At 71.8% G+C, this 25,529-nt stretch carries 25 protein-coding genes; 19 read left to right on the top strand and 6 right to left on the bottom strand.

The window, feature by feature from the left end; all coding sequences use genetic code 11:
- Window positions 1-40 precede the first annotated feature (40 nt).
- Window positions 41-1,237, bottom strand: coding sequence for an aminotransferase class I/II-fold pyridoxal phosphate-dependent enzyme (locus ACIP6U_RS17765; protein ID WP_401718195.1), 1,197 nt, complete (start codon window positions 1,235-1,237; stop codon window positions 41-43).
- Between the two features lie 472 nt (window positions 1,238-1,709).
- On the opposite strand from ACIP6U_RS17765, the gene ACIP6U_RS17760 reads away from it, so the two are divergent.
- Entirely contained in the window at window positions 1,710-2,351 is a 642-nt protein-coding gene (locus ACIP6U_RS17760) for an SRPBCC family protein (protein WP_401718193.1), read from the top strand.
- Window positions 2,352-2,401: 50 nt separating this feature from the next.
- The gene (locus ACIP6U_RS17755; RefSeq protein WP_401718191.1) at window positions 2,402-3,457 is read left to right on the top strand and encodes a fatty acid desaturase family protein; all 1,056 of its coding nucleotides are present in this window, start codon (window positions 2,402-2,404) and stop codon (window positions 3,455-3,457) included.
- Here the strand turns inward: ACIP6U_RS17755 and ACIP6U_RS17750 are convergent.
- Window positions 3,381-4,064 carry a TetR/AcrR family transcriptional regulator gene (locus ACIP6U_RS17750; protein ID WP_401718188.1) on the bottom strand — a complete coding sequence of 228 codons (684 nt, stop codon included), beginning with the start codon at window positions 4,062-4,064 and terminating at the stop codon, window positions 3,381-3,383. The two genes, ACIP6U_RS17755 and ACIP6U_RS17750, sit on opposite strands and share 77 nt — an antisense overlap.
- A 183-nt stretch (window positions 4,065-4,247) precedes the next feature.
- Here ACIP6U_RS17750 and ACIP6U_RS17745 point away from each other — a divergent pair, with 183 nt between their 5' ends.
- From ACIP6U_RS17745 to ACIP6U_RS17725, 5 genes are all read left to right on the top strand, one after another.
- Window positions 4,248-4,964 (top strand): thioesterase II family protein, encoded by a 717-nt coding sequence (locus tag ACIP6U_RS17745; RefSeq protein WP_401718185.1) that lies wholly within the window; start codon window positions 4,248-4,250, stop codon window positions 4,962-4,964.
- 79 nt (window positions 4,965-5,043) lie between these two features.
- Entirely contained in the window at window positions 5,044-6,447 is a 1,404-nt protein-coding gene (locus ACIP6U_RS17740; protein ID WP_401718183.1) for an ABC transporter permease, read from the top strand.
- A 36-nt stretch (window positions 6,448-6,483) separates the two neighbouring features.
- Window positions 6,484-7,074: an NAD(P)H-dependent oxidoreductase gene (locus ACIP6U_RS17735; protein ID WP_401718180.1), complete on the top strand. Its 591-nt coding sequence runs from the start codon at window positions 6,484-6,486 to the stop codon at window positions 7,072-7,074.
- Complete coding sequence (locus ACIP6U_RS17730) at window positions 7,071-7,871, top strand: alpha/beta fold hydrolase (protein ID WP_401718177.1); 801 nt, start codon at window positions 7,071-7,073, stop codon at window positions 7,869-7,871. Before ACIP6U_RS17735 ends, ACIP6U_RS17730 begins: the two co-directional genes overlap by 4 nt.
- Before the next feature lie 44 nt (window positions 7,872-7,915).
- Window positions 7,916-8,746 (top strand): SDR family oxidoreductase, encoded by an 831-nt coding sequence (locus ACIP6U_RS17725; RefSeq protein WP_401718174.1) that lies wholly within the window; start codon window positions 7,916-7,918, stop codon window positions 8,744-8,746.
- Here ACIP6U_RS17725 and ACIP6U_RS17720 read toward each other — a convergent pair.
- Window positions 8,736-10,334 (bottom strand): IucA/IucC family protein, encoded by a 1,599-nt coding sequence (locus tag ACIP6U_RS17720; protein ID WP_401718171.1) that lies wholly within the window; start codon window positions 10,332-10,334, stop codon window positions 8,736-8,738. The genes ACIP6U_RS17725 and ACIP6U_RS17720 overlap by 11 nt on opposite strands.
- Window positions 10,335-10,436: 102 nt before the next feature.
- On the opposite strand from ACIP6U_RS17720, the gene ACIP6U_RS17715 reads away from it, so the two are divergent.
- Genes ACIP6U_RS17715 through ACIP6U_RS17705 form a run of 3 tightly spaced genes read left to right on the top strand, consistent with a single transcriptional unit; the run spans window position 10,437 to window position 14,055 of the window.
- Complete coding sequence (locus ACIP6U_RS17715) at window positions 10,437-11,936, top strand: IucA/IucC family protein (RefSeq protein ID WP_401718168.1); 1,500 nt, start codon at window positions 10,437-10,439, stop codon at window positions 11,934-11,936.
- A 44-nt stretch (window positions 11,937-11,980) separates the two neighbouring features.
- On the top strand, window positions 11,981-13,246 hold the full coding sequence (locus tag ACIP6U_RS17710) for a VWA domain-containing protein (RefSeq protein ID WP_401718165.1): 1,266 nt from the start codon (window positions 11,981-11,983) through the stop codon (window positions 13,244-13,246).
- Window positions 13,246-14,055, top strand: a complete 810-nt coding sequence (locus ACIP6U_RS17705) for a hypothetical protein (RefSeq protein WP_401718162.1) — start codon at window positions 13,246-13,248, stop codon at window positions 14,053-14,055. Before ACIP6U_RS17710 ends, ACIP6U_RS17705 begins: the two co-directional genes overlap by 1 nt.
- Window positions 14,056-14,143: 88 nt before the next feature.
- Here ACIP6U_RS17705 and ACIP6U_RS17700 read toward each other — a convergent pair whose 3' ends face one another.
- Complete coding sequence (locus tag ACIP6U_RS17700; RefSeq protein ID WP_401718159.1) at window positions 14,144-14,785, bottom strand: winged helix-turn-helix transcriptional regulator; 642 nt, start codon at window positions 14,783-14,785, stop codon at window positions 14,144-14,146.
- Window positions 14,786-14,872: 87 nt separating this feature from the next.
- On the opposite strand from ACIP6U_RS17700, the gene ACIP6U_RS17695 reads away from it, so the two are divergent.
- From ACIP6U_RS17695 to ACIP6U_RS17670, 6 genes are all read left to right on the top strand, one after another.
- A complete protein-coding gene (locus tag ACIP6U_RS17695; protein WP_124001654.1) occupies window positions 14,873-16,081 on the top strand; it encodes a pyridoxal phosphate-dependent aminotransferase in 1,209 nt (402 codons plus the stop codon).
- A 79-nt stretch (window positions 16,082-16,160) separates the two neighbouring features.
- On the top strand, window positions 16,161-18,551 hold the full coding sequence (locus ACIP6U_RS17690; protein WP_401718156.1) for a hypothetical protein: 2,391 nt from the start codon (window positions 16,161-16,163) through the stop codon (window positions 18,549-18,551).
- Window positions 18,552-18,563: 12 nt separating this feature from the next.
- Window positions 18,564-18,974, top strand: coding sequence for a hypothetical protein (locus ACIP6U_RS17685; protein ID WP_401718153.1), 411 nt, complete (start codon window positions 18,564-18,566; stop codon window positions 18,972-18,974).
- 104 nt (window positions 18,975-19,078) lie between these two features.
- Window positions 19,079-19,678: a histidine phosphatase family protein gene (locus tag ACIP6U_RS17680; protein ID WP_401718150.1), complete on the top strand. Its 600-nt coding sequence runs from the start codon at window positions 19,079-19,081 to the stop codon at window positions 19,676-19,678.
- Window positions 19,679-19,774: 96 nt separating this feature from the next.
- Window positions 19,775-20,413: a hypothetical protein gene (locus ACIP6U_RS17675; protein ID WP_401718147.1), complete on the top strand. Its 639-nt coding sequence runs from the start codon at window positions 19,775-19,777 to the stop codon at window positions 20,411-20,413.
- A gap of 64 nt (window positions 20,414-20,477) precedes the next feature.
- On the top strand, window positions 20,478-20,900 hold the full coding sequence (locus ACIP6U_RS17670) for an acyl-CoA thioesterase (RefSeq protein ID WP_401718144.1): 423 nt from the start codon (window positions 20,478-20,480) through the stop codon (window positions 20,898-20,900).
- 110 nt (window positions 20,901-21,010) lie between these two features.
- Here the strand turns inward: ACIP6U_RS17670 and ACIP6U_RS17665 are convergent, their stop codons facing one another.
- Entirely contained in the window at window positions 21,011-21,412 is a 402-nt protein-coding gene (locus ACIP6U_RS17665) for a winged helix-turn-helix transcriptional regulator (protein ID WP_401718141.1), read from the bottom strand.
- Window positions 21,413-21,508: 96 nt separating this feature from the next.
- On the opposite strand from ACIP6U_RS17665, the gene ACIP6U_RS17660 reads away from it, so the two are divergent.
- Window positions 21,509-22,939 carry an MFS transporter gene (locus ACIP6U_RS17660; RefSeq protein ID WP_401718138.1) on the top strand — a complete coding sequence of 477 codons (1,431 nt, stop codon included), beginning with the start codon at window positions 21,509-21,511 and terminating at the stop codon, window positions 22,937-22,939.
- A gap of 92 nt (window positions 22,940-23,031) precedes the next feature.
- Here the strand turns inward: ACIP6U_RS17660 and ACIP6U_RS17655 are convergent, their stop codons facing one another.
- The gene (locus ACIP6U_RS17655; RefSeq protein ID WP_401718136.1) at window positions 23,032-23,976 is read right to left on the bottom strand and encodes an NAD(P)H-binding protein; all 945 of its coding nucleotides are present in this window, start codon (window positions 23,974-23,976) and stop codon (window positions 23,032-23,034) included.
- Between the two features lie 96 nt (window positions 23,977-24,072).
- Here ACIP6U_RS17655 and ACIP6U_RS17650 point away from each other — a divergent pair, with 96 nt between their 5' ends.
- Together ACIP6U_RS17650 and ACIP6U_RS17645 are read left to right on the top strand one after the other, a co-directional pair.
- Window positions 24,073-24,870 (top strand): helix-turn-helix domain-containing protein, encoded by a 798-nt coding sequence (locus ACIP6U_RS17650; RefSeq protein WP_401718134.1) that lies wholly within the window; start codon window positions 24,073-24,075, stop codon window positions 24,868-24,870.
- Window positions 24,871-24,914: 44 nt separating this feature from the next.
- Window positions 24,915-25,529 (top strand): 3'-5' exoribonuclease domain-containing protein, encoded by a 615-nt coding sequence (locus tag ACIP6U_RS17645; RefSeq protein ID WP_401718133.1) that lies wholly within the window; start codon window positions 24,915-24,917, stop codon window positions 25,527-25,529.

Genomic DNA, 25,529 nt, shown 5'->3' with positions numbered 1-25,529 from the left:
ATGCCGGGTGCGGTGGTGGCTGCTCGCGGGGCAGGACGGCTCACGCGACGGCCGGTACGACGGGTACGGCGAGGACACGATCGCGGACGGCGGCGAACCCGGCGAGGGCGCGGCCGAGGTGTTCCTCGGTCTGGACCGCCGTGTAGCTGGTGCGCAGCCGGGGCGAAGCGGCGGGCGGCAGTACCGCGTTGACGTACACCCCTTCTTCGATGAGCAGGTTCCAGGCGTTGAGGGTGTTCAGCTCGTCGCCCGTCTCGACGGGGACGACGGGGGTGGAGCCGGCGCCCACCTCGTAGCCGAGCGCGCTGAGTTCGCGGCGCATGTAGGCGGCGTTGTCGGCGACGGTGGTGCATCGCCAGGGCTCCTCGCGCAGGATGCGCAGGGACTGGAGCGCGGCGGCCGTGTTGGCGGGGCTGGCGCTGGCCGAGAACATCAGGGCGCGGGCGTGGTGGCGCAGGTAGTCGATGACGTCCGCGTCGCCGAGCACCGCGCCGCCGATGGAGCCGAACGCCTTGGAGAAGGTGAGCGTGATGAGCGGCACCTCGTCGGTGAGCCCGAAGTGCGCGCTGGTGCCGCGCCCCTTGTCCAGGACACCGCCGCCGTGTGCGTCGTCGACCAGCAGGGTCGCCCCGAACTCCCGGCAGACCTCGACCAGTCGGGGCAGCGGGCAGAGGTCGCCCTCCATGCTGTAGACGCCGTCGACGACGACCATGACGCCGCCGCGGCGGGGCAGCCGGGCCAGTTTGTCGGCGAGGTCGTCGACGTCGTTGTGCGCGAACCACCCGATCTTGGCGCGGCTGAGCCGGGCACCGTCGATGAGGGACGCGTGCGCCTCCTTGTCGACGAGTATCAGGTCGCCGGGGCCGCACAGGCCGGATATCGCGCCGAGGTTCGCCTGGTAGCCGGTGGTCAGGACGAGGGCGGCCTCCTTGCCGAAGAACTCGGCCAGTTCGCGCTCCAGTTCGTCGTGCAGGTCGAGGTTGCCGTTCAGGAAGCGGGATCCGGTGCAGCCTGCGCCGTAGCGGGCCGAGGCCTCGGCGGCCGCGGCGACCACCCGGGGATCGGTGCTCAGTCCCAGGTAGTCGTTGGAGCCGCACATGACGACCTCGCGTCCGTCGGCCATGCGGGCGGTGCCGGCGTCGCGGCCGTCGAAGTTGAGGAAGTACGGGTACAGGCCCGCGTTCCTGGCGTCCCGCGCCCTGGTGTAGGACGCGCACCGCTCAAGCAGAAGACTCACTGGATTGCCCTTTCTGAGAACCGTACGAAGGCATGGCTGAGCTCGGAAGCGGAATTCTTGTTGCCATCTCGCGAACGACCATGTCGAGAATGCTGGAAAACGAGGTCGGTTCCGGGCACGGCGTCGTTGCCGGCCACTCGGAATGGAGCGAGATAAGTGAGGTGGGACGTTCCGCGTGGATGTCGCGGAACTCCTTCATCGACCGGCTCTGTCCCAGCTGTTCCAGAGCAGCTGAATGACCGAGGCAATGTCGCAGACCACAGTCCCGACAACGCTCGCGATCTTGTACACGTGTCCCCCTGGCATGGCCATAGGGCATGGCGCAGCGGTCGACTTCGTCGACGCCCGCAGCGACATCCCCCGTGAATGTGCTGGTGGGTCGGTATGCGAGCACCTCCGGCGATGACCCTCCGGGAGCACTCAGAACGATCCGACTCGTTCCAAGCTAGAGTCGCGGTCGTGGCTGAGTCAAGTGACATTCGGTTTAACAGTTTCATGCTCAACTAAACCTCAAAGGGGAGTCCTTGACTCCGTTTATGATTTCGAGCAGTTGTTGGACAAGCCGTCGTACGGCCGGTTATGGTCCGGACGCTCCACGCCCGCACAATGCGGCCGAATCCGAATCGGGGGAAAATCTGTGGGACGCCTGTGGGAGATTCAGGAAAGCGCCCTGGTGAATTCGGGAAGAGAAGACCTTTACGCCGCGATTTCCCGGGTCCGGAACATCGGGAGCTGGAGCCCGGAGTGCTTCGCGGTGTGGCACCGCGGACCGGTCGCGGGCGCGGGGGCGAGGTTCGTGGGCTTCAACCGCAGGGGCCTGTTCGTCTGGTTCACGACCTGCCGGGTCGTGGTCGCCGACGCGCCGGCCGAGTTCGCCTTCAAGGTCACCACGTTCGGGCTGCCCGTCGCGCTGTGGGGCTACCGGCTGGAGCCGGAGGGAGCCGGCACCCGGGTCACCGAGTACTGGCGCGACCTGCGCACCGGCCCCGGCGCACGGCTCACCGAACTGCTCGGACGGGTGTTCACGGGCACCCGGCCGACCGACCGCGCCGAGGTCAACCGCGCCGGCATGCGCAGCACCCTCCAGCGCATCAAGACCGCCGTCGAGGCCTGACCGGCCATCAGAGCCGAGGCCCGACCCGCGAGAAGAGAGGCACTCCGGACATGGAGTCCACGACGGACATACGCTCCTTCGCTCCCCTGCAACAGCGCATCCGCGCGGCCGGCCTGCTCCAGCGGCGCACCGGCTACTACGCCGTGAAGTTCACCGTGAACACGGCGCTGCTCGCCGGTTCCTGGGCCGTCTTCGCCCTGCTCGGCGACTCGTGGTGGCAGCTCGCCACGGCCGTGCTGCTCGCCTTCGCCTACGGGCAGACCGGTCTGCTCGGCCACGACGTGGGCCATCAGCAGGTCACCCGCAGCCGCCGGGCCATGGAGGTCCTGGGCCTGCTGCACGGAAACCTGGCGCTGGGCTTCAGCTACGGCTGGTGGATGAGCCACCACACCAAACACCACAACCATCCCAACCACCTGGACCTCGACCCGGACATCCTGCGCCGGGTGGTCGCCTTCTCCCCGCGCCAGGCCGACGGGGTCTCACGGCTGCGCGCCTTTGTGATTCACCGTCAGGCGGCTCTGTTCTTCCCCCTGTTGGGCCTCGAGTCCGTCGGTCTGCGGGTCGGCTCGGTGATCGCGATCAGGCGCGGGGTGCCGCGCCGCCCGCGCCTGGAACTGGCACTGCTGGCCGTGCACGCCGTCGGGTATCTCGCCGTGGTGTTCCTCACGCTCGCCCCGCTCACCGCCGTGGCCTTCGTCGCCGTGCACCAGGGCCTGTTCGGGTTCTACCTGGGCTGCGTCTTCGCCCCGAACCACAAGGGCATGCCGGTGCACGACGGCGAGGAGCCCGACTGGCTCAGCCGCCAGGTCCTCACCTCGCGCAACATCCGCAGCTCACGGCTGCACGACTTCCTGTACGGGGGGCTCAACTACCAGATCGAGCACCACCTGTTCCCCGGCATGCCCCGCCCGCACCTGCGTCGCTGCCGGCCGCTGGTCATGGCGTACTGCGCCGAACTCGGCCTGCCCTACTACGAAGTGGGCGCCTTCCGCTCCTACCGCGAGGTGCTGGCGCATCTCGCCGGGGTCACCCGCGAGGTCGAGCGGCTCCGTCGCCCATCGCCCGCACCCCGTCCAGCAGCAACCGGACCAGCTGGGCGCTGAAGTCCTCGGCGACGGGCCGGCGGCGGACCAGGATGCGGATCCACAGCGCGCCGGTGAGCGCGTCCACCAGGAGCGCGGGGTCGAAGTCGGCGGGCAGCTCACCGCGTTGCACGGCACGCGTGAAGAGCGGCTGATGCCGGCCGAGCCGGTCCTCCAGGAAGGACGTCGCCAGCTCGCGCATCGCCGGATGCCGTACCGCCCCCACCAGGGCCGCCTCCACCACGGCCCGCCGGTGCTCGTCGGCGAGCAGGTCGCGCACCCGCGCGGCGAGCGCGGTCAGGTCGCCGGAAAGGCTGCCGGTGTCGGGGAGTTCGAAGGCGAGGGTGCCCGAGTGCAGCAGCGCGTCGCGCAGCAGCTCCGACTTCGACGGCCACCAGCGGTAGATGGTCGTCTTGTTGACGCCGGAGCGCTGGGCGACGCCCTCGATCGTCAGCAGGTCGTAGCCCTGGGCGGCGAGCAGGTCGAGACAGGCCGTGAAGATCTCGTCGCGGCGCCGGGGGCCGCTCTGCGTGTGCGCGTTCCGGGTGGCGTCCGTGCTCGTCCTGCCCGCACCTGGCCGCTTCTCGTCCGCCTGCTTCTCGCCCGCCTGCTTCTCCTTCGCCGTCATCCCTGTCCTCGCATCCCGTCTGCTCGCATCCCGTCTGCTCGCATCCCGTCGCCTCGCATGCCGACGCCGGCCCGAGACCGAACCGAACGCAACGTTGTGTTGCGGTGGATCCTATCCGCCTTCTACTATTGCAACGCACCGTTGCGTTGCGTTTTCGGGTCCACTGTGAACAGGGGGAATCGCATGAACCCGACCACCCGACTCGTCTGTCTGCCCTACGCGGGCGGCTCGGCCGACGCCTACCGGCCCTGGTCGGCCGGGCTGCCCGACGGCTGCGACCTGCTCACGCCGGACCTGCCCGGGCACGGCCGCCGACTGCCCGAGACGCCGCTGGAGACACCGGCCGCCATCGTCGCGGACCTGCTGCCCCGGCTCGGCGACCCGGCGCTCCCGCTGGTCCTGTTCGGGCACAGCATGGGCGCGCTGCTGGCCTACGAGCTGTGCCAGACCCTGTGCGCCCACGGCACACCGCCCCGCGCACTCGTCCTCTCCGCCCTCGGCCCGCCCGAAGTCCTGCGCGCGGAAAGGGAGTTGGCGGACGACGCGGACGCGCTCCTCGCCCATGTGGCCCGGCTCGGTGCCACCCCGCCGGAAGTGCTCGCCAGCCCAGCGATGCGTGCCCTGGTGCTGCGCCCCCTCCAGGCGGACTTCCGCCTGCTCGCCGCGGCTCCTCGGACGCCCGCCAGGACGGTCTCCGTGCCCTTGTACGCCCTCGCCGGGGACCGGGACCCGGTGCATCCGCCGCACGAGGTCGCCCAGTGGGAGCGGCACGCGGCGCGCTGGCAGGGCCTGCGCGTCCTGCCCGGCGACCACTTCTTCCCCTGGCAGGGCGACGCCGTGCCCCGGCTCCTCGCCGACCTCGCGCACCCGGCCAAGTGCCTTACAGCACACAGTCCTTGAACACCGAACACAGCCCGTGCACACCGGCAGGAACACCGCCGACAACAACGTCCGGGAAGCGAAGGAGAGGTGGCACCCGATGCGGGCCACAACCGTGTGGAAACAGCCCCGTGCCTGGATCGTGGTCGTACTGGGCTCCCTGCTCGCCGCCCTGGCCACCGTCAGCTATCTGGGCCCGGCCGCGGACCCCGAAGGGCACCTGCACGGCCTGCCCCTGGTCCTCGTCAGCGAGGACGCGGGTGCCACCGGACCGACGGGCGCGATGAACCTCGGCCGACAGGTCACGCAGAAGGTCACCGCTGCCGACGCCCGGGACGACCGGGTCGAGTGGACCGTGGTCCCCACGCGCGCCGCCGCCGAGAAGGCCCTGGCGCGCGAGGACGCCTACGCCGCGCTGGTGGTGCCCGGCGACTTCAGCCGCCGGTCCCTCTCCCTGCTCGGCGCCGGACAGGACGTCCGCCGCCCGGTCCTGGAGGTGCTCAGCCACCGGGGTGTCGGACCCATGGCCGCGTCCATGGCGGACAAGGCGGTACGGCAGGCCGCGGCGGCCGTATCCCAGCAGGTGGGGCCCCAACTGAGCACCCAGGCGGCGAATTCCGCCGCGCAGAGCGCCCAGGCGGCGGAGCCCGCCACGAAGGACACCGGGGCGGCCGAGTCCACCACGAAGGACGCTCAGACGGCACAGCCCGCCGCCAAGAACGCCCCGACCGCCCCGACCGCCCCCGGCTTCCTCGCCCTCCTCCGCGACCCCGTCGAGGTGAAGGCCACCGTCCAACAGACAGCGGGCGGCTCCGCCGGGTCCACGTCGGGCACGATTCCCCTCTACTTCACCGTCGCCCTGCTCATCTCGGGACTGCTGCCCGCCACCCTCCTGACGATGCTGGTGGACGCCCGGCTCGGCTATCTGCCGCTGGAGATCGGACCGCGTCGGCTGCTGCGGCCCGTCGTCCGCATCTCGCGCTCGGCGACCTTCCTCGCCAAGGCGCTGCTCGGCACCGTGATGGGCTTCGCCGCGGGGGCCGTGGTCGCCGCGGTGGGCCTGTCCAGCACGGGCATCGACACCCCGGCGCAGGCCGAACTGGTCCTCTTCTGCGGCGCGGCCTGCGCCGCGACGGCCCTGGTCACCCTCGCCCTGTTCGCCGTCTTCGGGATGCCGGGCCAGGTCCTGGCACTGCTGCTGATCACGCTGGTGGGTATCCCGCTGTCCGGCGGCGCCATCCCCGTGGAGGCGCTGCCGGGCACCCTGGACACGCTGGGCGGTCTGCTGCCGGCCCGTCATGTCGCGGACGGAGTCCGCTCGTTGATGTTCTTCGACGACGACGGCATCCGGTCCTCCCGGGCCTGGGCCGTACTGGCCGCCTACGCGGCGGGAGCGGTCGTCGTCGGACTGGGACTCAGCCACTGGTACGACCGCCGCGGCTACCACCGGGCCAGGGCCCACGAGTTCCAGCCGGCCGCCCAGCCCGAGCCGGCCCTGTCGTGACGCCGCCGCCCGCCCCTCGAAGGTGAAGACCACCCCATGGCCACGTTCCTGACGATCTCGGGCAGCCCCGCACCGGGCTCCGCCACCGATCACGTCCTGTCCCAGCACGTCACACCCCGGCTCGTCACCTCCGGACACCGGACCGAACACCTCGTCCTCAGGGAACTGCCCGCCGCGGCCCTGCTCCTGGGGCATCTCCACCACCCCCGCCTGACGCACGCGGCCGAACTCCTCGGCGCGGCCGAGGGGATCGTCGTGGGGACTCCGGTCTACAAGGCCGCCTACTCGGGACTGCTCAAGACGTTCCTGGACGTCATGCCCCGAACGGGCCTGGCCGGACGGCGCGTTCTGCAACTCGTGGTGGGGCACTCCCCCGCCGACGGTCGGCTGACCCACGAGGCGTTGGACACCGTCCTGGCCTCCATGGGGGCGAGCACACCGGCAGAGCGCTGCTTCGTGCCCAGCCGCACCGCGCGGGCTCTACAAAATCCGCCGCATGAGGCCACCTCGCGTGAGGTCACCGCGCATGAGGTCACCGCGCATGAGGCCATCGGGCGCGAACTCGACGCCGCAGTCGACCGGTTGTGCACCCCGGCGGCCAACCGACCCGAGAAGAGGGCGGCATGACGCCCGGGTCCGAGACCGGCCGAACCGTCCGCCCCGGTCTGCGGGTCTACGGCGAAGACACCATGCCGCCGATCGTGCTCGTGCACGGAGTCCGCGTCTCGGCAGCCATGTGGACACCCCACGCCCGCCGCCTCGCGCCCGACTTCCGCGTGAGCGCCGTCGACCTGCCGGGGCACGGAGCGCTCAGGGACCGTACGTTCACGCTGGCCGGCGCGGCGGCGGAACTGGACGACGCGGTGCGCGAGGCGACGGAATCGACGGGTCGCAAGCCCCTGGTCGTCGGCATGTCCCTCGGCGGGTTCACGACGATGGCCCACGCGGCACGGTTCCCGGGCCACGCCGCCGCCCTGGTCCTGTGCGGCGCCACCGCCCAGCCCCGCGGCCTCAAGGGCCTCGCCTACGGGGCCGCGGCCCGGCTGAACGACTTCATCGGACCGGAGCGCGGCGCCGCCCGGGACGAACGGCTCTTCCGCCGGCACACCACCCCGGAGTGCGCGGCGGCCGTCCTCGCCGGAGGGCTGGCCATGCGCGCCTTCGGAGAGGCGGTCCGGGAACTGCGGCAGGTCGACTTCCTCGCCCTCGCCGCCCGTCTGAACCGCCCCACCCTCGTCGTCAACGGCCGCTCCGACCTCGTCTTCCGCGCCGACGAGCGCGCCTTCGTGAGGGCCCTGCGCCGCGGGGGCGCGCCGGTACGGCTCCGCCACGTCCGCGGCAGTCACCTCTTCCCCATGCAGGATCCGGACGTGTTCGTGGCCCTGGTCTCGACAGCCCACCGGGAATTGACGGAACGTCAGTGACGGGCGCGCCCGCAGGGAACGCCACAGCGGACAGGAGCACGGCGATGAGAGAGACGAGGACCCTCGGCCACGTGATGGTGACCGGAGGGTCGAGCGGCATAGGGCTGGCCACGGCCCGGCTGCTCGCGCAGCGCGGCGCCAAGGTGTCCCTGATCGCGCGGGGCGAGGAGCGACTGGCCGCGGCGGCAAAGGAGTTGTCGGCCGTCGCCCGCCCGGCCGACGTCGCCGCCCGCCCCGCCGACGTGGCCGACCGGGAGGCCGTGACGCGGGCCGTCGCCGAACTGGAGGAAGAGCAGGGGCAGCCCTGCGACGTCCTGATCAGCTCGGCCGGGCTCGCCCGTCCGGGGCGGTTCCTGGAGCTCTCGGACGAGGTGTTCCGGCAGATGATCGACGTCGACTACTTCGGCACGTTGCACGTCCTGCGGGCCGTGGTCCCCGGGATGGTCGAGCGCGGGCGGGGCAGTGTGGTCGCGGTGTCCTCGGCCGCCGGCCTCCTCGGCATCTACGGCTACAGCGCGTACGGACCGGCCAAGTTCGCGGTCCGCGGGCTCATGGAGTCGCTGCGGGCCGAGCTCACACCGTGCGGCATCCACGTCGGTGTCGTCTTCCCGCCGGACGTCGACACCCCCCAACTGGCCGAGGAGAACCGCTGGAAGCCGGCGGAGACCCGGGCGGTCGGCGGCACGATCAAGCCGATCCCGGCGCAGCAGGTCGCGCAGGCGATCGTGAAGGGCATCGATCGTCGACGTTTCCTGATCTGCCCGGACCTGGGCACCCGCGCGCTGTCGAGGTTCGGCAGCGTGCTGACGCCTCTGCTCAACCGGGAGTTCGACCGAAGGGTCAGAGCGGTCAGGAAGTCCGGCCCTAACTCCTGACCTTGCGCACCGGGTTGGGCAGCGGCAGATAGCGCGCGTCGGCGCCGTCCGCGCCCGTCCAGCGGAGCAACAGGTTGGTCTTGCCCGGCAGTTGGGGCGCGGTGAGGAGGGCGGCGGCCTCGGGCAGGTCGTGCCGGGCGAACTCACGGCGCACGGCGGGCCACGGGTCGAATCCCGGCCGCGGTTCCGCCAGCGCGCCGGCGACCTCGATGAGGTTGTTGACGACCAGGCAGTACACGAGCCGCTCCCAGCCGGCCTCCCGCGACACGTCCGACAGCAGCTTCACGCCCTCCGCGTCCCGGAAGAGCGCCTGCACCGCGGTGCCGTCGGCGTCCACCGCGACCAGCGTGTTCTGCAGATGCGCCTCCAGTACGACGCCGTACTCGCCGAAGGCCGTCAGGCAGGGCGGGACCACGGCCCGCAGGTACGCCTCCCACCAGGCCGCCGGATCCGACAGGGCGGCCGTCGGACTGCCCTCGAAGCCCTCCACCAGACCCGCCGCGAGCAGCGGTGTCGTCCCGGGCGCCAGATGGCCGCGCAGCCCGTCACGCACGAGGACGGCGAGCTCCTCGAAGGCGAAGTCGGCGGTGCGGTAGCCGCGGTCGCTCAACCAGGCCGCCGGGGTGTCCGTCGCGGCGGACGCCGAAGCCACCGCAGCGCCCTCGTCCACCGATGCGAACGCCGAAGTCACCCCGGCACCCTTGTCCATCGCGGCGAACGCCGAGGTCACCGCCGCGTCCGTGCGCCGCAGTTCCAGCAGGTCGTGGCGCCACAGCCGGCGGATGTCGTTGGTGATGCGCACATCGAGGCTGAACTTCAGGAACAGGTCGCGCTCGGGGGCGTACACCGTGCGGATCGCGGCCGTCGGCCAGGTGTCGAAGGCGGTCGTGCCGAGGCGGATCAGCCGGCCGTCCGCGAAGGCCGCCGCGAGGTCGGCGCCGACCAGATCGAGCTGCCAGGGGTGGGCGGGCAGCAGGCGGTAGCCGGGCGGGGCCTCGCCGAGGGTGTCGAGCGCCGAGGTGTCGCCCTCCTCGACGACGGTGTCCGCGCGCACCCCGAGCAGCGTCAGCGGGAAGTCGGCGTACGCCTCGGGGGCGTACGGCAGCCAGCCGGCCACCGGGCCACCGCCGCGCGCCTTGGGGGCCGGGTGGTAGGGGTGTCCGGTGATCAGCGACTGCTCGGAGCGCCGATACGGGTCCTCGGGCGCCGTCGCCCCGGCGCGGGCGGTGAGCAGCGCGGCGACCGCGTCCCGGCTGTCGGCCATCTCGGCGGGCAGCTCGTGGTTGGACAGGCCCGTCGTGCGGCGCAGCTCCTCGGCGACGAGTTTGACCAGCTCGGTGTGGCCGACGCGGTGCCAGCGGCCGGCCGCGTACACCTCGGGCTCGGCCGGGCGTCGCTCGCCACGCACGCGTAGGAGACGATTCACGCCGGGCAGACGGTACTCGTGGCGCCCGCCGCGCTCGGTGAGCGGCTCGGCCACCTCGCGCAGCAGGCAGTTCAGGAGCGGTGCGGCGGCGTACGCGTCGGCGCGGGCCGGGACATCGGCGTCGTCACCGGCGGCCGGGGGGATGAGAACCACGCGATCCACTCGATCCATTCGTGCCCAGAGGTCCGTACAGGCGAAGATGATCAGTATGTATGCCGTCACTCCCCGTTCGTGACGCCCTACCCGTACCCGAGGAGCCCGCCCGTGCACCGTCCCCACCCCACGGAGGCCGTGGTCGCCGACGAGCTGGCCGTCGTACGTCCCGACCTCCTGTCACGGTACGCGGCCGAGCTGCCGGGCGCCCGGGCGGCCGTGCTGACCCGGCTGTGGCGGGCGCTGGCCCATGAGCCGCTGCCGTGGATCACCGGGCGCGCGCCGGGCCCCGAGGGGACCACCCTGCGCCTGCGCGACGGCCGCCGGCTGCACGGGCCGCTCGCCGACCCGCACGCCACGTCCGGGTACGTCACCGTCGTACGACTCGACGACAGCGCCTACGACCATCCGGCGCGGTTGATGACCGACCTCGGCGTACCCCACGGCACCGGCTTCGCGACCGAACTGGCGCACAGTGTGGCCTCGTTGGCGCTGTCACGGGCCGACCAGGGGGAGCCCGCGAAGGAGTGGCCGGCGAGCGACTGGGAGTGGGAGCAGCGGGTGGTCGACGGACATCCGTACCATCCCAACTGCCGTTCCCGGCCCGGCTTCTCGGTGGCCGAGCAGCTCGCCTACGGGCCCGAGCACCGGCCGGTCGTCGAGCTGGGCATGGCCTCCCTGCCGGCGCGCGAGTGCCTGGTGACGGGCGTCTGGCCGGCCGAGATGCGGGACGGGGAGCGGCTGTTGCTGCCGGTGCATCCCTGGCAGGCGCACCACGTGCTCAAGCGGACCCGCAACGAGGGTCCGCGCGCCCACCCGTTGATGTCGCTGCGCACGCTCGCCATGCAGGACGGCCCGCACGTCAAGACGGCACTGAGCGCCCGACTGACCTCCTCGGTGCGGGACATCTCCGTCTACTCGATCGGCATGTCGGCGACCCTGTCCGCGTTCGCGGAATCCCTCGCCGCCCGCTCGGACGGGCTGCTGCACGTCACCCGTACGTTGGGCGCGGCCACCGCGGACTCCCCCGACCTCGCGGCCGTACTGCGGGAGTCGCCGCAGACGTACGCGGCGACGGAACGCGGCGAGCGGGTGGTGCCGGTGGCCGCGCTCGCCACCACCGAGCTGCCCGACTCCCCCGCCTGGCTCGCCGAGTTCACCCGCCTCACCCTCACGGTCGGTCTGCGCCTGCTGGAACAGGGCGTGGCCCTTGAGGCACACGGCCAGAACCTCCTGGTCGTCCTGTCGGACTCGGGTGCCCCCCTGCGCCTGGTCTACCGCGACCTCGCCGACATCCGGGTCAGCCCCGTCCGGCTGGCCCGGCAGGGCATCCCGGACCCCGGGCTGACCGGCCGGGTCGTCACCGACGACGAAACGTCTCTGCGCCGCAAGCTGTTCGGGTCCCTGGTGGCCGGGGCGCTCGCGGCCACCGCGGGTTCGGCACCGGCGTTGCGGACCGCGCTGGAGAGTGCCGTACGACATCTGCCGCGCACCCCCGACGTGGCCGCGCTGCTCGAAGAGCCGCTGCCCGCGAAGGCGTTGACACTCATGCGGCTGTCGCCGGGCACTCCCGGGGACCAGTGGATGGAGCTGCCCAACCCCCTTCACTGACCGCCGTTTTGGAGCACGGCACCTTTGATCAATAAGATCCGCCGATGATCAGAACTCAACGGCTGGCGGCAGGAGTGTGCGCCCTGCTCGCCGCCATGGCGGCCGGGCTCGCGTTCCCGGCCGCGGCAGCCGCCGGCGAACCCACGGGCGAGAGCGTCGCGAAAGTCGATCTCGTCCTCGACGTCAGCGGGTCCATGCGGGCCCGGGACATCGACGGCGGGACCCGGATGGCGGCGGCGAAGCAGGCGTTCAACGAGGTGCTCGACGCGACGCCCGAGGAGGTCCAGCTCGGCATCCGCACCCTCGGCGCCAACTACCCGGGCGACGACCAGAAGACGGGCTGCAAGGACACCGCGCAGCTCTACCCGGTCGGTCCGCTGGACCGCACCGAGGCGAAGACGGCGGTGGCGACCCTGTCGCCGACGGGCTGGACGCCGATCGGTCCCGCGCTGCTCAAGGCGGCCGACGATCTCGGCGAGGACGCGGGCTCCAAGCGGATCGTGCTGATCAGTGACGGCGAGGACACCTGCGCCCCGCTCGACCCGTGCGAGGTGGCCCGAGAGATCGCGGCCAAGGGCATCGGCATGACCATCGACACCCTCGGCCTGGTGCCGAGCACCAAGCTGCGCAAGCAGCTCAGTTGCATCGCCGAGGCGACCGGCGGGACGTACACCTCGGTCGAGCACACCGACGAACTCACCGACAAGGTCAACCAGTTGGTGGACCGGGCGGCCGACCCGGTGGTGACGCCGGTGGCCACCGAGGGCGCCGACTCCTGCGCGAAGGCGCCGACGCTGAAGTCCGGTCTGTACACGGACCGCGAGGAGTTCGGGCAGCAGCGCTGGTACCGGGTGGACGTGAACCCCGGTCAGGAGCTGCGCACTTCGGTGAGCGTGTCGGCGGACCGGGCGATGAACCCGGACTACGGCGTGCTGCTGCGCGCGGTCACGACGCACGGCCGGGAGATCGTGCGCGGCGAGGCCTCGGGCACCGGCCGCACGGACGTGATCTCGACCGGGCTGCGCTATCCGAAGGCGGAGAGCGACGACGAGGACGCCCCGGCCGAGGCCGTGTGCATCCAAGTCACCAACTCCTACTCGGCGGCGGCCGGGGTGAAGACCACGCCCGGTATGCCGGTGGAGCTGACGGTGGACGTGGTCGACGCGCCCTCGAAGGCGAGCGACGTGGCCTCCTTCGGCCTCGGACGCGGCTGGTGGCTGCTCGGGCTGCTGGTGCTGGTCGGCTTCCTGGCCGGTGTGCTCTGGGGCTGGCTGTCCCGCTGGCGGCTCGCGGTCTGGAGGACCAACTGATGCGGATCACACGAGTGTTGGGCGCGGCCCTGCTGACGCTGGGCCTTGCCGCCTGGCCGGCCGCGGCCGACTCCACCCCGTCGCCGAGCGCGTCGGACGACACCTCGGCGCCGACCTCGGCGGGCACGTCGTTCCGTACGGCGGCCGAGTTCGAGCAAGGGCAGCAGGCCACCGCCAGTGCCTCCACGGGCGACTACCTGTACTGGTCGTTCCCCGCGGACGCCGGTCAACGCCCCACCGTCAAGGCGACGGTGAAGCTGCCGGACGCGCACGCCGCCCAGACCTGGCAGCTCGACGTGTACGACGGACTGCGCCGCCGCCAGGCCTGCCAGTACGGGGCGCAGACCCGCACCGCGGCGCAGGGCGCGACCTCGGTCGACCTGTCCTGCACGCTGCGGACCGTCCGCGCCTGGTCGGAGACCTGGGCGAACGACCCGCTGCCGGGCACGTACTACCTCCGGCTGACCGCGGTGAACCTCGCCACGGCCGACCTGGGGCTGCCGGTGAGCACCGAGGTACGGGTCGACTCCAAGGACATCGGCGGTTCGGCGGCGGTGGACGGCTCGCTGGCGAAGCCGCTGGTGCCGGGCATCGCGGTGAAGTCCGACTCCGAGAACGGCGAAGAGGATTCGTCGGCGTCCGCCGTGCTGTCCAGCATCGAGCCCGATGACGGCTGGTCCTCCGGCTGGTGGTCCGACCGCTGGGTGTGGACCGCGCTGGGCGGCGTGCTGGCCGCGCTGGCCGGCGTCGGCGGATACGCGCTGACGCGCGGTTCGGGACGTCCGTCACGGATGCCGCCCGGCGCCTGACGGTACGTCAGGAGGCCCGCCGAACCTGGGGTACGGCGGGCCTCCTGCATGTCCGGAGGCTCCACGGTCCGCAGCACTCCCGGCGTCCTCAGAGATCCCGCAGCACCTTCGCCAGCATGCCCTCGCCGGTCACCTCGATCCGCCCGTCCCGCACCGCGTCGGCCACGCTCAGCTCCCCGCCGCCGACGGCCACGCAGGTCCCGGTGTCCAGGACCAGCCGGGCGTCGGGCTCGGCGGGCGCGGGTCCGTCGCCGTAGACCGGGCCGTCCTCGGCACCGACGTACAGGTGGAAGTCCCCCTCCTCCAGCCGGACTTCGACGAGTCCCTCCCCCACGTCGCCCAGCTCACGCAGGGAGCGCAGCACGGGCAGAGCGAACCAGTGGGCGCGTACCGCGTCCGTGGGGCGCCGCTCGCCCAACTCCGCCTGCCCCCACGCCCCGAGTGCTTGCAGCACCGGCAGCAACTCCCGGCCTCGCGGGGTGAGTTCGTAGACGTAGGCCGCGCCGGGCGGGGGCAGTCGGCGGCGGGTGGTGAGGCCGTCGCGTTCCATGTCCTTCAGCCGGGAGGCGAGTACGTCCGTGCTCACGCCGGGCAGGTCGGCGTGCAGGTCCGTGTAGCGGCGCGGTCCTGCGAGCAGTTCCCGGACGATCAGCAGGGTCCAGCGGTCGCCCACGACGTCGAGGGCCCGGGCGGCGGAACAGTACTGGTCGTAGCTTCGGCGTGGTGACATGCGACGCAGTCTAGACATGTCGTTGGACTTTCCAAGCTCGAACTTGGTAAAACCAAGCAACACACGTAACCGGAGGGGCGAGCGCGCATGGAGTTCCGGCAGTCGAACAAGCTCAGCGAGGTCTGTTACGAGATCCGCGGCCCGGTGATCGAGCAGGCCAACGCGTTGGAGGCGGCGGGCCACAGCGTGCTGCGCCTGAACACCGGCAATCCCGCCCTGTTCGGCTTCGAGGCGCCGGAGGAGATCCTCCAGGACATGATCCGGATGCTCCCGCAGGCGCACGGCTACACGGACTCGCGCGGCATCCTCTCCGCCCGCCGCGCCGTCGCCCAGCGCTACCAGGAGCGGGGCCTGGAGGTCGGGGTGGACGACGTCTTCCTCGGCAACGGCGTGTCCGAGCTGGTCTCCATGGCCGTACAGGCGCTGGTCGAGGACGGCGACGAAATCCTCATCCCCGCCCCGGACTTCCCCCTCTGGACCGCCGTCACCACCCTGGCCGGCGGCAAGGCGGTGCACTACCTCTGCGACGAACAGGCCGACTGGTACCCGGACTTGGACGACATGGCGGCCAAGATCACGGACCGCACCAAGGCCGTCGTCATCATCAACCCGAACAACCCCACCGGCGCGGTCTACCCGAAGGAGATCATCGAGGGCATCCTCGACCTGGCCCGCAGGCACGGCCTGATGGTCTTCGCCGACGAGATCTACGACCAGATCCTCTACGACGACGCCGTGCACCACTCGGCCGCCGCGCTCGCCCCCGACCTGGTCGTCCTCACCTTCTGCGGCCTGTCGAAGACGTACCGCGTGGCGGGGTTCCGCTCGGGCTGGCTGGTGGTCACCGGACCGAAGCAGCACGCGAAGAACTACCTGGAGGGCCTGACCATGCTGGCCTCCATGCGGCTGTGCGCCAACGCGCCCGCCCAGTACGCCATCCAGGCCGCGCTCGGCGGCCGCCAGTCCATCCACGAACTGACCGCGCCGGGCGGCCGGTTGAACGAACAGCGCAGCGTGGCCTGGGAGAAGCTGAACGAGATCCCCGGTGTGTCCTGCGTACGGCCCAAGGGCGCGCTCTACGCGTTCCCGCGCCTGGACCCCAAGGTGCACAAGATCCACGACGACGAGAAGTTCGTCCTGGACCTGCTGCTGCGGGAGAAGATCCAGGTGGTCCAGGGCACCGGCTTCAACTGGCCGACCCCCGACCACTTCCGCATCCTCACGCTGCCGTACGCGGACGACCTGGAAGCGGCCATCGGCCGGATCGGGCGGTTCCTGAGCGGATACCGGCAGTAGTCGCCGCCTGTTTGCCGATTCGCGGTCGCGGCGCGGGGGGATGCCATAGAGTGCCGCCACTGATCTCGGGGATCGGGGGATGGGGGAACCCCAGATGTTCATGTCTCCTCGGCGTGCTTCGCGCACGCCGTCGGGCTTACGCAACCGGCTCGCTCTGCTGGTCCTGCTTCTCGTCGTCGTGGGCAGCCCGTGGGTGCAACGGCCGGTCAGCGACTACTACTTCCGGCGCTACTACGCCCTGCTGATCGACGACGGGCCCCGACGCTGGTTCGTCCAGGCGGTGTTCGTACCGGGCTGGGGCTACTCCCCCGACAATTTCGGCGGCGTCGGCTACCTGCTCGTGAACGACGTCGCCACCGTGCTGCTGCTGGCGGGGATCGTCTTCCTCACCCTGCGGCTGTCGGCCCGCCGAGGACCCGGGGTGATCGGCAGTCTCCTCGCGGGCGTACTGGCCTCGGAGTTCGTGGCCCTGCTGCAGTGCGCCCTGCCCGGCGCCTTCGTTCCGGACTCCTGGGACCTGGCGTTCTCCGGCGAGCTGACGAAGAACCTGCTGCGCTCGGGCCTCATCTTCGGGCTTGCGGTCGGCGTACTGCTCGCCCTCCTCACCGCCCGTTCGCCAAGATCGCACGCCGCCAAGCCAGTTGACGTCACGAAGGCGTCACTCCGTCGGAGGAACAAGGGAGGGCTCGGTATGACGACCGCGCCGGGCTACATGCCGGTCGGAAGCGCACCGGGTGACGTCACCCGCTATCTGTGCGCCGCGGCCTACGTCGACGAGGGGTTCGCCGACCGGGTGGTGGAGGGTGTCCTGGCCGACGAGGCCAGCGCCGTGGCTCCCTCACCCGGTGTCGATCTGGTGGCGGTGACGCGCCACTGTCTGTCGGCCCAGGACCTCCGTTACCAGCGTGATCTGCGTCTGGCGACGGCCTTCGGGGCCGTGGCCCTCCTGGCGCCGCTGTGGCTCGTCTTCGTCATGGTGTTCCTGTCGGTCGCCCAACGGGGCGGCGTACAGCAGAGCTTCGCCACTCGCGGCCAACGCCAGCCCGGCAGCCGCGCGTTGGTGAACACCGCCGTGACGGTCGGGGTGGTGGTGATCTTCGCCTTCTACCTCGGTGTCGTCTTCTCGTCTCTGCCCGTGGGCGGCTTCGTGAGCTGGCTGCTCGGCTCCTACCTCGCCGGGGTGCCCGCCGTCCTCGCGTCCGTCGGCGCCGCGGGATTCGCGTACGCGACCGTCGTACGGCACGACCTCGACGTCGACCGGCTGCTGCGCACCACGATGACCCGCGAGACCTTCGCCCGGCAGCCCCGCCCGACCGTTCCCCGGCGCAAGTGGATCGCCGCACGGCTGGCGGCCATCAAGGAGGCGCGGGACGGCAACGTCACCGTGTACAGCGGCTACAGCCCCTTCATCGGCTACTCGGCGACCAGCTCCAAGTGGACCGTCGCCGTACCGCTGTTGCCCGCCGAGGACCCCGTCGGGATGAGCCGACGCCCCGCCGAGCCACGGCCGTTCACGGTCGCCGAACTCGTCGGCCACGTACGCGAACAGCTCCGCCTGGTGGCCGTGCGCGACGGCGCCGACGGAACGCCGACGGACCCGGCCCCGGTGCCTGTCCCGGGCCCGACGTCGGCTTCGGCCGGCGGGGAGTCCCTGGGCTCCCTCGTCATCGAGGACCGGATCTTCGCGAGCGGCACGACCATCGGTGACGACGACCGGTTCATCAGAAGCACGACGCTCGCCCCGGCGGCCCGCCTGTCGCCCGAGGCCGTCGAGCGGATCATGCTGCGTCCGAGCGGCACGGTCCGGCACTATCTCGCGATCCATGTACCGCTGTGGGGCGGCGATGTCGTACCGAGCGTCTTCCTGCACTTCTCGACCCTGGGCAGGACGCTGCACCTGCACATCGACAACCACGTGCTCGGCCCGGTGAGCGCCGCGTACCACGTCGTGGACCGCCTGCGCGACCCGCTCACGCCCGAGCGGCAGCGCGGCCTGCTGGTGACCGCCCTCTTCCACACGGCCCCGGCGTTCTTCGCCGCGCCGTTCCGGGCCCTGCGCCACGCCCGTTTCGAGGCCCGCCACAACCGGCGGATGTCCGACGAGATCAAGGCCATGGAGCAGGACCCGGTCTACGACTACGGCGCCCGACTGAGCATCCGCGAAACGGCGTTGAGCCCCGACTACCACAACTACTTCCAGGTCGTGGACGCCGAGCGGATCACGTCCTTGGTGCAGCGCCACACCTTCGCCGCCATCCGCGAGTTCCTCGACGCGCACGGCTACGACACCAACGACTTCCGCGCCCAGCAGCAGACCATCCTCAACCAGGGCCTCATCCAGCAGGGCGGGACGAGCATCATCGGCAACCAGGCGATCGGCACGGGCGCGACCGCCACGCAGAACATCCCGCAGCAGCCCGGCGCGACCGCCCTCAGCGGCGCCGGCGGCTCCGGCGGCACGAACAAGTAGGGGGTCCTCATCATGCAGAGCGACGACGGCCGACTCGAGCCTCCCGTCAACAACGGTGTCGTGATCAACGGCGGCACGCAGTACGTGGGCAACCAGGCCGTGGGACACGGCGCCCAGGCGTTCTCGGGCTCGGTCTCCTTCCAGCCGCAGGACGCCGAGCAGTCCGCCCGTACCACCCAACTCCTCGCCTACGTCGAGCAGTTGCTGACAGAGCACCGCGCGGCCCTCGCCGACCCCGAGGCCACCACCAGGGAGCTGCGACGCCTGCGCGAGGAGCTGGAGGAGCCCGAACCGCAGCCGTCGGTCCTCCAGCGCGCCCTGGACCGTCTGAACGCGTTCGTCCAGCCGGTGACCCCGCTGGTCGTGGCGGTCGGCCAGCTCACCCAGTCGGTACAGGGGCTGCCGGGACTGTCGGGGCACTGAGACCCGAAGGGCGGCCCTTGGGACGGCCGTCCGGCCCAGCCCGTCCTGCGGGTCTCCGGCACCCTGTGGCACGGTGCCGGTAGGCGAGCGGGAAGGGCGCGGACGTGGGTGATCTCTTTCTGGTCCGGCACGGGGAGACCGAGTGGTCCCGGTCCGGCCGGCACACGGGTTCGACGGACGTGCCCCTGACCGAGCACGGGCGCGAGGAGGCGCGGCGGCTGGTCCCGCTGATCCGCTCGCACCGCATCGGCGCCGCCTTCGTCAGCCCGCTGCAGCGGGCGCGGGAGACGGCGGAACTGATCGGGGTGCACGACGCCCGGGTCGATGTCGACCTGCGCGAATGGGACTACGGCGGGTACGAGGGCATCACGACCGTCGAGATCCAGCGCACCCGTCCGGGCTGGTTCCTGTTCACGGACGGGGTCGCGCCGGGCCCGCCGGACCATCCCGGGGAGACCCCGGAGCAGGTCGGGGCACGCGCCGACCGGGTGCTGGCCCTGGTGGACGCGGCACACGCCAACACCGAGGGCGTCGTCCTGCTGGTGGCCCACGGTCACTTCCTGCGGGTGCTCACGGCCCGGCGGCTGGGGCTCGCCCCGTCGGCCGGGGCGCTGTTCCAGCTGGCGACCGGGACGGTGTGCCGACTGGGCACGGAGCACGGGCGACCGGTGATCTCGGGGTGGAACGTCCGGCCCCCGTCGTAATCGCCGCCGGCCGCACTGTCAGACCTCGGTCGTACGCTTCGAATGGGCCGTCTCCCGACGGTCCACCCATGACGGACCCCCGGGGAGGAGCACGCCGTGACACGCCCGCCGACCGCCGCCCAGCGGCGTGTCATCGACGCCGCCGATCCCGTCACCGGACGCCTGAGGGGTACGGAGACGCAGCTCGCGACCCTGGTCAAGTACGGCCTCGCCTTCCGCCACCCGAGGCCGCCGCACGACCACTTCCTCACCCCGGCCGGGCACCGCATACGGGAGTCGGAGCCGACCGCGCCTCCGTCCCCGCCGGCCGAGCCCGAGGCGCCCGCCGCCACGGGTGTGTTCGCCGCGCGGGTCGGCGGTGAGCCGGAGGGCGCGCTCGCCTCGCCCGCCCGCACCCGCGAGGTGCACAGCGCCTGGCAGGGGCTGCTGGAGCTGCGCCGGATGACCAATCCGGACGGGGCCACGGACCGGCCGTGCGGCTGGGAGCGGAGCCATCTGGTGCCGGCCGCCGCGCTCGCCCTGGAGGCGGCGGGTCACCGTCCGGCGGGCGCGGACGGGGCCGGCTACCGGGTGCGCGCGACCCCGCAGCCCGAGGCCGTCGCCGTGCACGAGCCGGATCCCGAGGCACTGCGGGCGTGCGCGGACACGCTGGAGGGGGCGGGATGGCAGGTCGGCGCGTACACGGAACCGCGGACGAGGGCCCGTTACCTGCTGGCCTCCCCGCGCCGCGTGTGAGGGACATGCCAAGATCGGTCGGTCAGGCGGCCGTGGCAGACGTCCACGACCAGAGAGGGAAGCCGTGAGTGAACCGTTCTCCGTTCCGGTGACCGTCCGCGGATACGAGACCGACGTCCAGGGACACCTCAACCAGAGCGTCTATCTCAACTACGGGGAGCACGCGCGCTGGTCGTTGCTGCACGCGGCCGGAATCAGCCAGGCGCGCCTGGTAGGCCAGGGCGTGGGTCCGGTGGCCCTGGAGACGACCATCCGTTTCCGGCGCGAACTCCTCGCGGGCGACGAGGTCGAGGTGACGTGTGTCTTCGTCTTCGGCGAGGGCAAGACATTCCGCGTCGAGCAGACCATCCGCAAGACGGACGGCACGGTCGCGGCCGAGATAACGGCGGTGGGCGGCCTGATCGACCTCGAGGCGCGGCGACTGGTGCCGAACCCCCGACAGGTCCTGGAGGAACTGGCGGAGGATCCGAAGCTGCTCAGCCGCTGACACCGGCCGTCGGTCCGTGCGCACCCGCGCGTCGAGCGGCGGTGTCGGCCAGGTGGCGATCCTCTTCATGGCCGGAGCGTACGTCGCACCCCTGCTGGACCGCCGGAGGCCTACCCGTCCACCAACTCCGGTGCGTGCTCGGTGTCGTACTTGGCGCGGGCGTCGGCGACGTAGTGGCGGTTGCGTTCCGCCCAGTCGGTGAGGCGCTGGAGGGTCTCGTGCAACTCGAGGGCCACCGGGGTGAGTTCGTACTCGACCTTGGGCGGGACGGTCGGGTGGACGGTGCGGGTGACGAGGCCGTCGCGCTCCAGGTTGCGCAGGGTGAGGGTCAGCATGCGGCGGCTGATGCCCTCGATGCCGCGCTCCAACTCGGTGAAACGGATGGGGCCGTGGGCCGCCGCGACGAGGATCTGGACGCTCCATTTGCCGGCGACCCTGTCAAGAACTTCACGGACCGGGCACGCGTGCGCGTTCACTGCCTGGACGGTTACACCGGTGTTCCTCTGGGACATCGGACTGCCTCCTTACGCCTCTCCTCATGGTCACTCACGATGCACCCAGTTACAAGTCGTGCACTCAGTTACCGATCCGCGAGGAGAGCGAAGGCCATGTCGACCGCGATCAAGTCGACGGCACCGGCCGTGCCGTCACGAACGTACTCCCGCTGGGCGTCCCTCGTCGTCCTGTGCGCGGGAACGCTGATGACGATCCTGGACGGCAACATCGTCACCGTCGCCATGCCGGCCATCCAGAACGACCTCGGCTTCTCGGGCCCCGGTCTCGCCTGGGTCGTCAACGCCTATCTCATCCCCTTCGGCGGACTCCTCCTGCTGGTCGGCCGGCTCGGCGATCTCGTGGGCCGCAAGCGGATGTTCGCGACGGGGCTCGCCGTGTTCACCGCCGCGTCAGTGCTGTGCGGGGTGGCCACCAGCCAGGGCATGCTGATCGCGGCCCGTGCCGTGCAGGGTGTCGGCGGCGCGATGACGGCGGCCGTGGTGCTCGGCATGCTGGTCTCGCTCTTCCCCGAACCGCGCGAACAGGCCCGCGCCATCGCGGTGTTCAGCGCGGTCGGCGCGGCGGGCGGAGCGCTCGGCACGTTCCTCGGCGGAGCGCTCACCCAGGCCCTGAACTGGCACTGGATCTTCCTGATCAACCTCCCGATCGGCGCCGTCGCCCTGATCGCCGCTCTCCGCGTCCTCGCCCCCGAGCAGGGCGCCGGTCTCGGCAAGGGCGCCGACTACCCGGGGGCCGTGCTGGTCACCGGCGCACTGATGCTGGCCGTGTTCGTGATCGTCGGCTCCGGCGACCGCTCGCTCACCACCACGCTCCTCCTCGGCGCCCTGGCCCTCGCCCTGCTGCTGGCGTTCACGCTCCGCCAGGCCCGCGCGGCCCGCCCGCTGCTGCGGCTGCGCCTGTTCCGCTCCCGGCTGCTGAGCGGCGCCAACGCCGTGCAGATCCTGATGATCGCGGCGATGTTCGGCTTCCAGTTCATCGGCGCGCTCTACGTCCAACGCGTCCTCGGCCTCGGCGAGTTGCTCACCGGCACGGCGTTCCTGCCGGCCCCGATCGCGATCGGCGTGCTGATGCTGGGCCTGTCGGCACGGACCATCGGCCGGTTCGGACCGTACCGCGTGCTGCTGGCCGGGCTCGTCCTCGTCGTCGCCGGGATGGCGCTGCTGAGCCGGGCCCCCGCCGACGGTTCGTACGCCGTCGACGTACTGCCGGCGCTCCTGCTGCTCGCCGCCGGGTTCGCCGCCGCGATGCCCGCGCTGACCGGGCTCGCCATGTCGGATGCCCTGGAGGAGGACGCGGGGCTCGCGTCGGGACTGTTCAACACCACGCAGGTGGTGGGCGGTTCGCTCGGTCTGGCGGTGCTGTCGGTCCTGGCGGCCGACCGCACGGACACGCTCCTCGGCCGGGGCGAGGAACTGGTCGCGGCGACGGCCGCCGGCTACCGGCTGGCGTTCGGCGTGGGGGCCGCGCTCGCGGCGGGTGCGCTGGTGCTCGCGACGGCGGTGCTGCGACCGCGGCGGGACTGACCTGCGCGGCACCGCGCCGGAGGGGCGGCGGGACCCCCGTTCCCGCCGCCCCTCCGGCATGCGTCCGCCGCCGTCCACGAACCGCGCGGGGCTCACGACACCCCGAACGCCTCCCGGTGATCCACCACCCACTCCCGGTACGTCCGCGCCGGCCGCCCCAGCACCTCCGGCACATCCTCGGTGACGACATCGCTCCCGCCGTCCTGGATGAAGCGCGCGGCGATCACGAGAGCGTCCGCGTACGCCTCGCCCAGCCCGGCGGCGAGCAACTGCTCACGCCGCTGCTCGGGCGAGAGGTCGCGGAGTCGCACCGGGCGGCCGAGGATCTCGCCGAGGACGGCGGCCTGTTCGTGCGCGGAGAGCGTCTCGGGACCGGTCAGGGTGTACGTCCGTCCCGAGTGCCGTGGGTCGAGCAGCGCGGCCACGGCGATCTCGGCGACGTCCCGCGGGTCGACGACGCCCTGCTTCCCGCCGCCCATCATGTTGAGCGCGGGCGTGCCCTCTTGGATGGTCTGCGACCAACTCAGCGTGTTGGACGCGAAGTTGGAGGGGCGAAGGATCGTCCACTCCAGGCCGCTCGCCTTGACCGCCTCCTCGCCGTACAGGTGCCAGGTGCCGAACCCGCCGACGCGCGGGGCGCCTTCACCCTCGGCCTCGGCCTTGGCCTCGCCCTCGCCCTCGCCCTCGCCCTCGCCCGACTGAGGATCACCCGCACCCAGACGGGGGTCACCCGTGCCGATCGCGGAGAGCTTCACGATCCGCCGGACGCCCGCCGCCCGCGCCGCCGCCACCAGTCCCCGGTCGTGCTCCACGTCGTCCGGTCCGAACACGCCCACCAGGAACGCGGCCTCCGCGCCGGCCATCGCCGCCTCGACCGAGGCCCGGTCGCGGTGATGGCCAGGCGCGGTCTCGACACCCGAGGGCACCCGGGCCCCCGCCGGGTCCCGGCTCTGGGCGCGCACCTTCTCGCCGCGCGCCGCGAGCTGTCGTACGACTTCACTGCCGATGGTGCCCGTGGCACCGGTCACAAGGATCATGTACACAACGGTGGGCGGCGGACGCCCCGGATCTCTTGGAGATTCCGGCACGGATCCACGGCCCTCGAGGGTGCGCGGGGCGCCTACGGTGGAGGGGTGACGTATGCCGTGTCCCGCCAGGTCCTGCCCACGCCCGAGACGCTGCGCCCGTGGGTCGCGGGCATCGGGACCGTGACGGTCGACGATGTGCCGACGGAGACGTTCATCCATCTCCCGGAGGCCGCCACCAAGGTGGTCATCCGCGGCGAGGCGAGCGGCAACCGCAGCATCCTGGTCGTCGGCCCGCGCGCCCGTGCCTCGTACCACCGGGGCAAACGCTTCATCTCCTGCGTGGAGTTGCGGCTCGCCCCCGGCACCGTCCGCCCCCTGCTCGGCATCCAGGCGGTCGAACTCGTCGGCCGTGCGGTGCCGTTGGGGGATCTGCCCAGTGTCACCGCGCGCCAACTGGCCACGGAACTGCGCCGGCTGGACCCCGAGGAGTCGCTGGCGCACCTCACCCGGGCGCTGCCCGAGCGGCTCGCCTCCACCGCCGACCGGGCGCGGACCGAGTTGGTACGCGCGGGCGTCGACGCGATGTCCATCCGCTCCGGGCACGTCCCCGCGCACGTCGGTGACGTGGCTCGCGAACTCGCCGTCAGCGAGCGGCAGTTGCGCAACCTGTTCGCCGAGGGCGTCGGCCTCTCCCCCAAGCACTACGCCCGCATCAGCCGCGTCCGGACGGTCCTCGACCATGCCACCACCCGCTCCTGGGCCGACCTCGCCGCCGCCACCGGCTACTACGACCAAGCGCACATGACGACCGACTTCCGAACCCTGATGGGCGTCCCGCCCCGCTCGTACTTCACCGGCCGGCTGCCCCAGGCCACGCCCTGCCAAGTGCTCCCGCGGCGCTGAAAATCGGCTGCGGGGACGGCCGGGCGGCTGGGATGCTCCGGATCATGTCCGCACGACGCGTCAAGGCAAGTCTCTACCTCTCCGTCGACATCGAGGCCGACGGCCCGATCCCCGGCCCGTACTCCATGCTCAGCTTCGGTGCCGCCGTCGCCGGGGTGCAGGACGCCGACGGGTTCACGGCCGCGGATCCGGAGCGGCGGACCTTCTATCGCGAACTGCGGCCGATCAGCGAGGAGTTCGTCCCGGAGGCGTTGGCGGTCAGCGGCCTCGACCGGGAGCGGCTGCGGACCGAGGGCGCCGAACCGGCCGTCGCACTGGGCGAGTTCACCGAGTGGGTCCGTGAGGTGGCCGCGGAGACCGGCGCGCAGCCCGTGATGTGCGGCTATCCGGCGTCGTACGACTGGACCTTCCTGTACTGGTACTTGATCCGCTTCACCGGTTCGAGTCCCTTCGGGCACTCGGGGTGCCTGGACATGAAGACGCTGTACGCGACCAAGGCGGGGGTGCCGCTGCGGGCGGTGGCGAAGGGCACGATGCCGCGCCATCTGCTGTCGCGGCGCCGGCACACCCATCACGCCCTGGACGACGCCGTCGAGCAGGCCGAGCTGCTGGCCAACCTCATGGCGTGGCAGGGCGGTTCACCCACCGCCCCACACTGA

The organism is Streptomyces sp. NPDC088794 (genome assembly GCF_044750545.1).
Lineage (GTDB): Bacteria > Actinomycetota > Actinomycetes > Streptomycetales > Streptomycetaceae > Streptomyces.
This window is presented reverse-complemented; position numbering and strand designations above follow the sequence as displayed.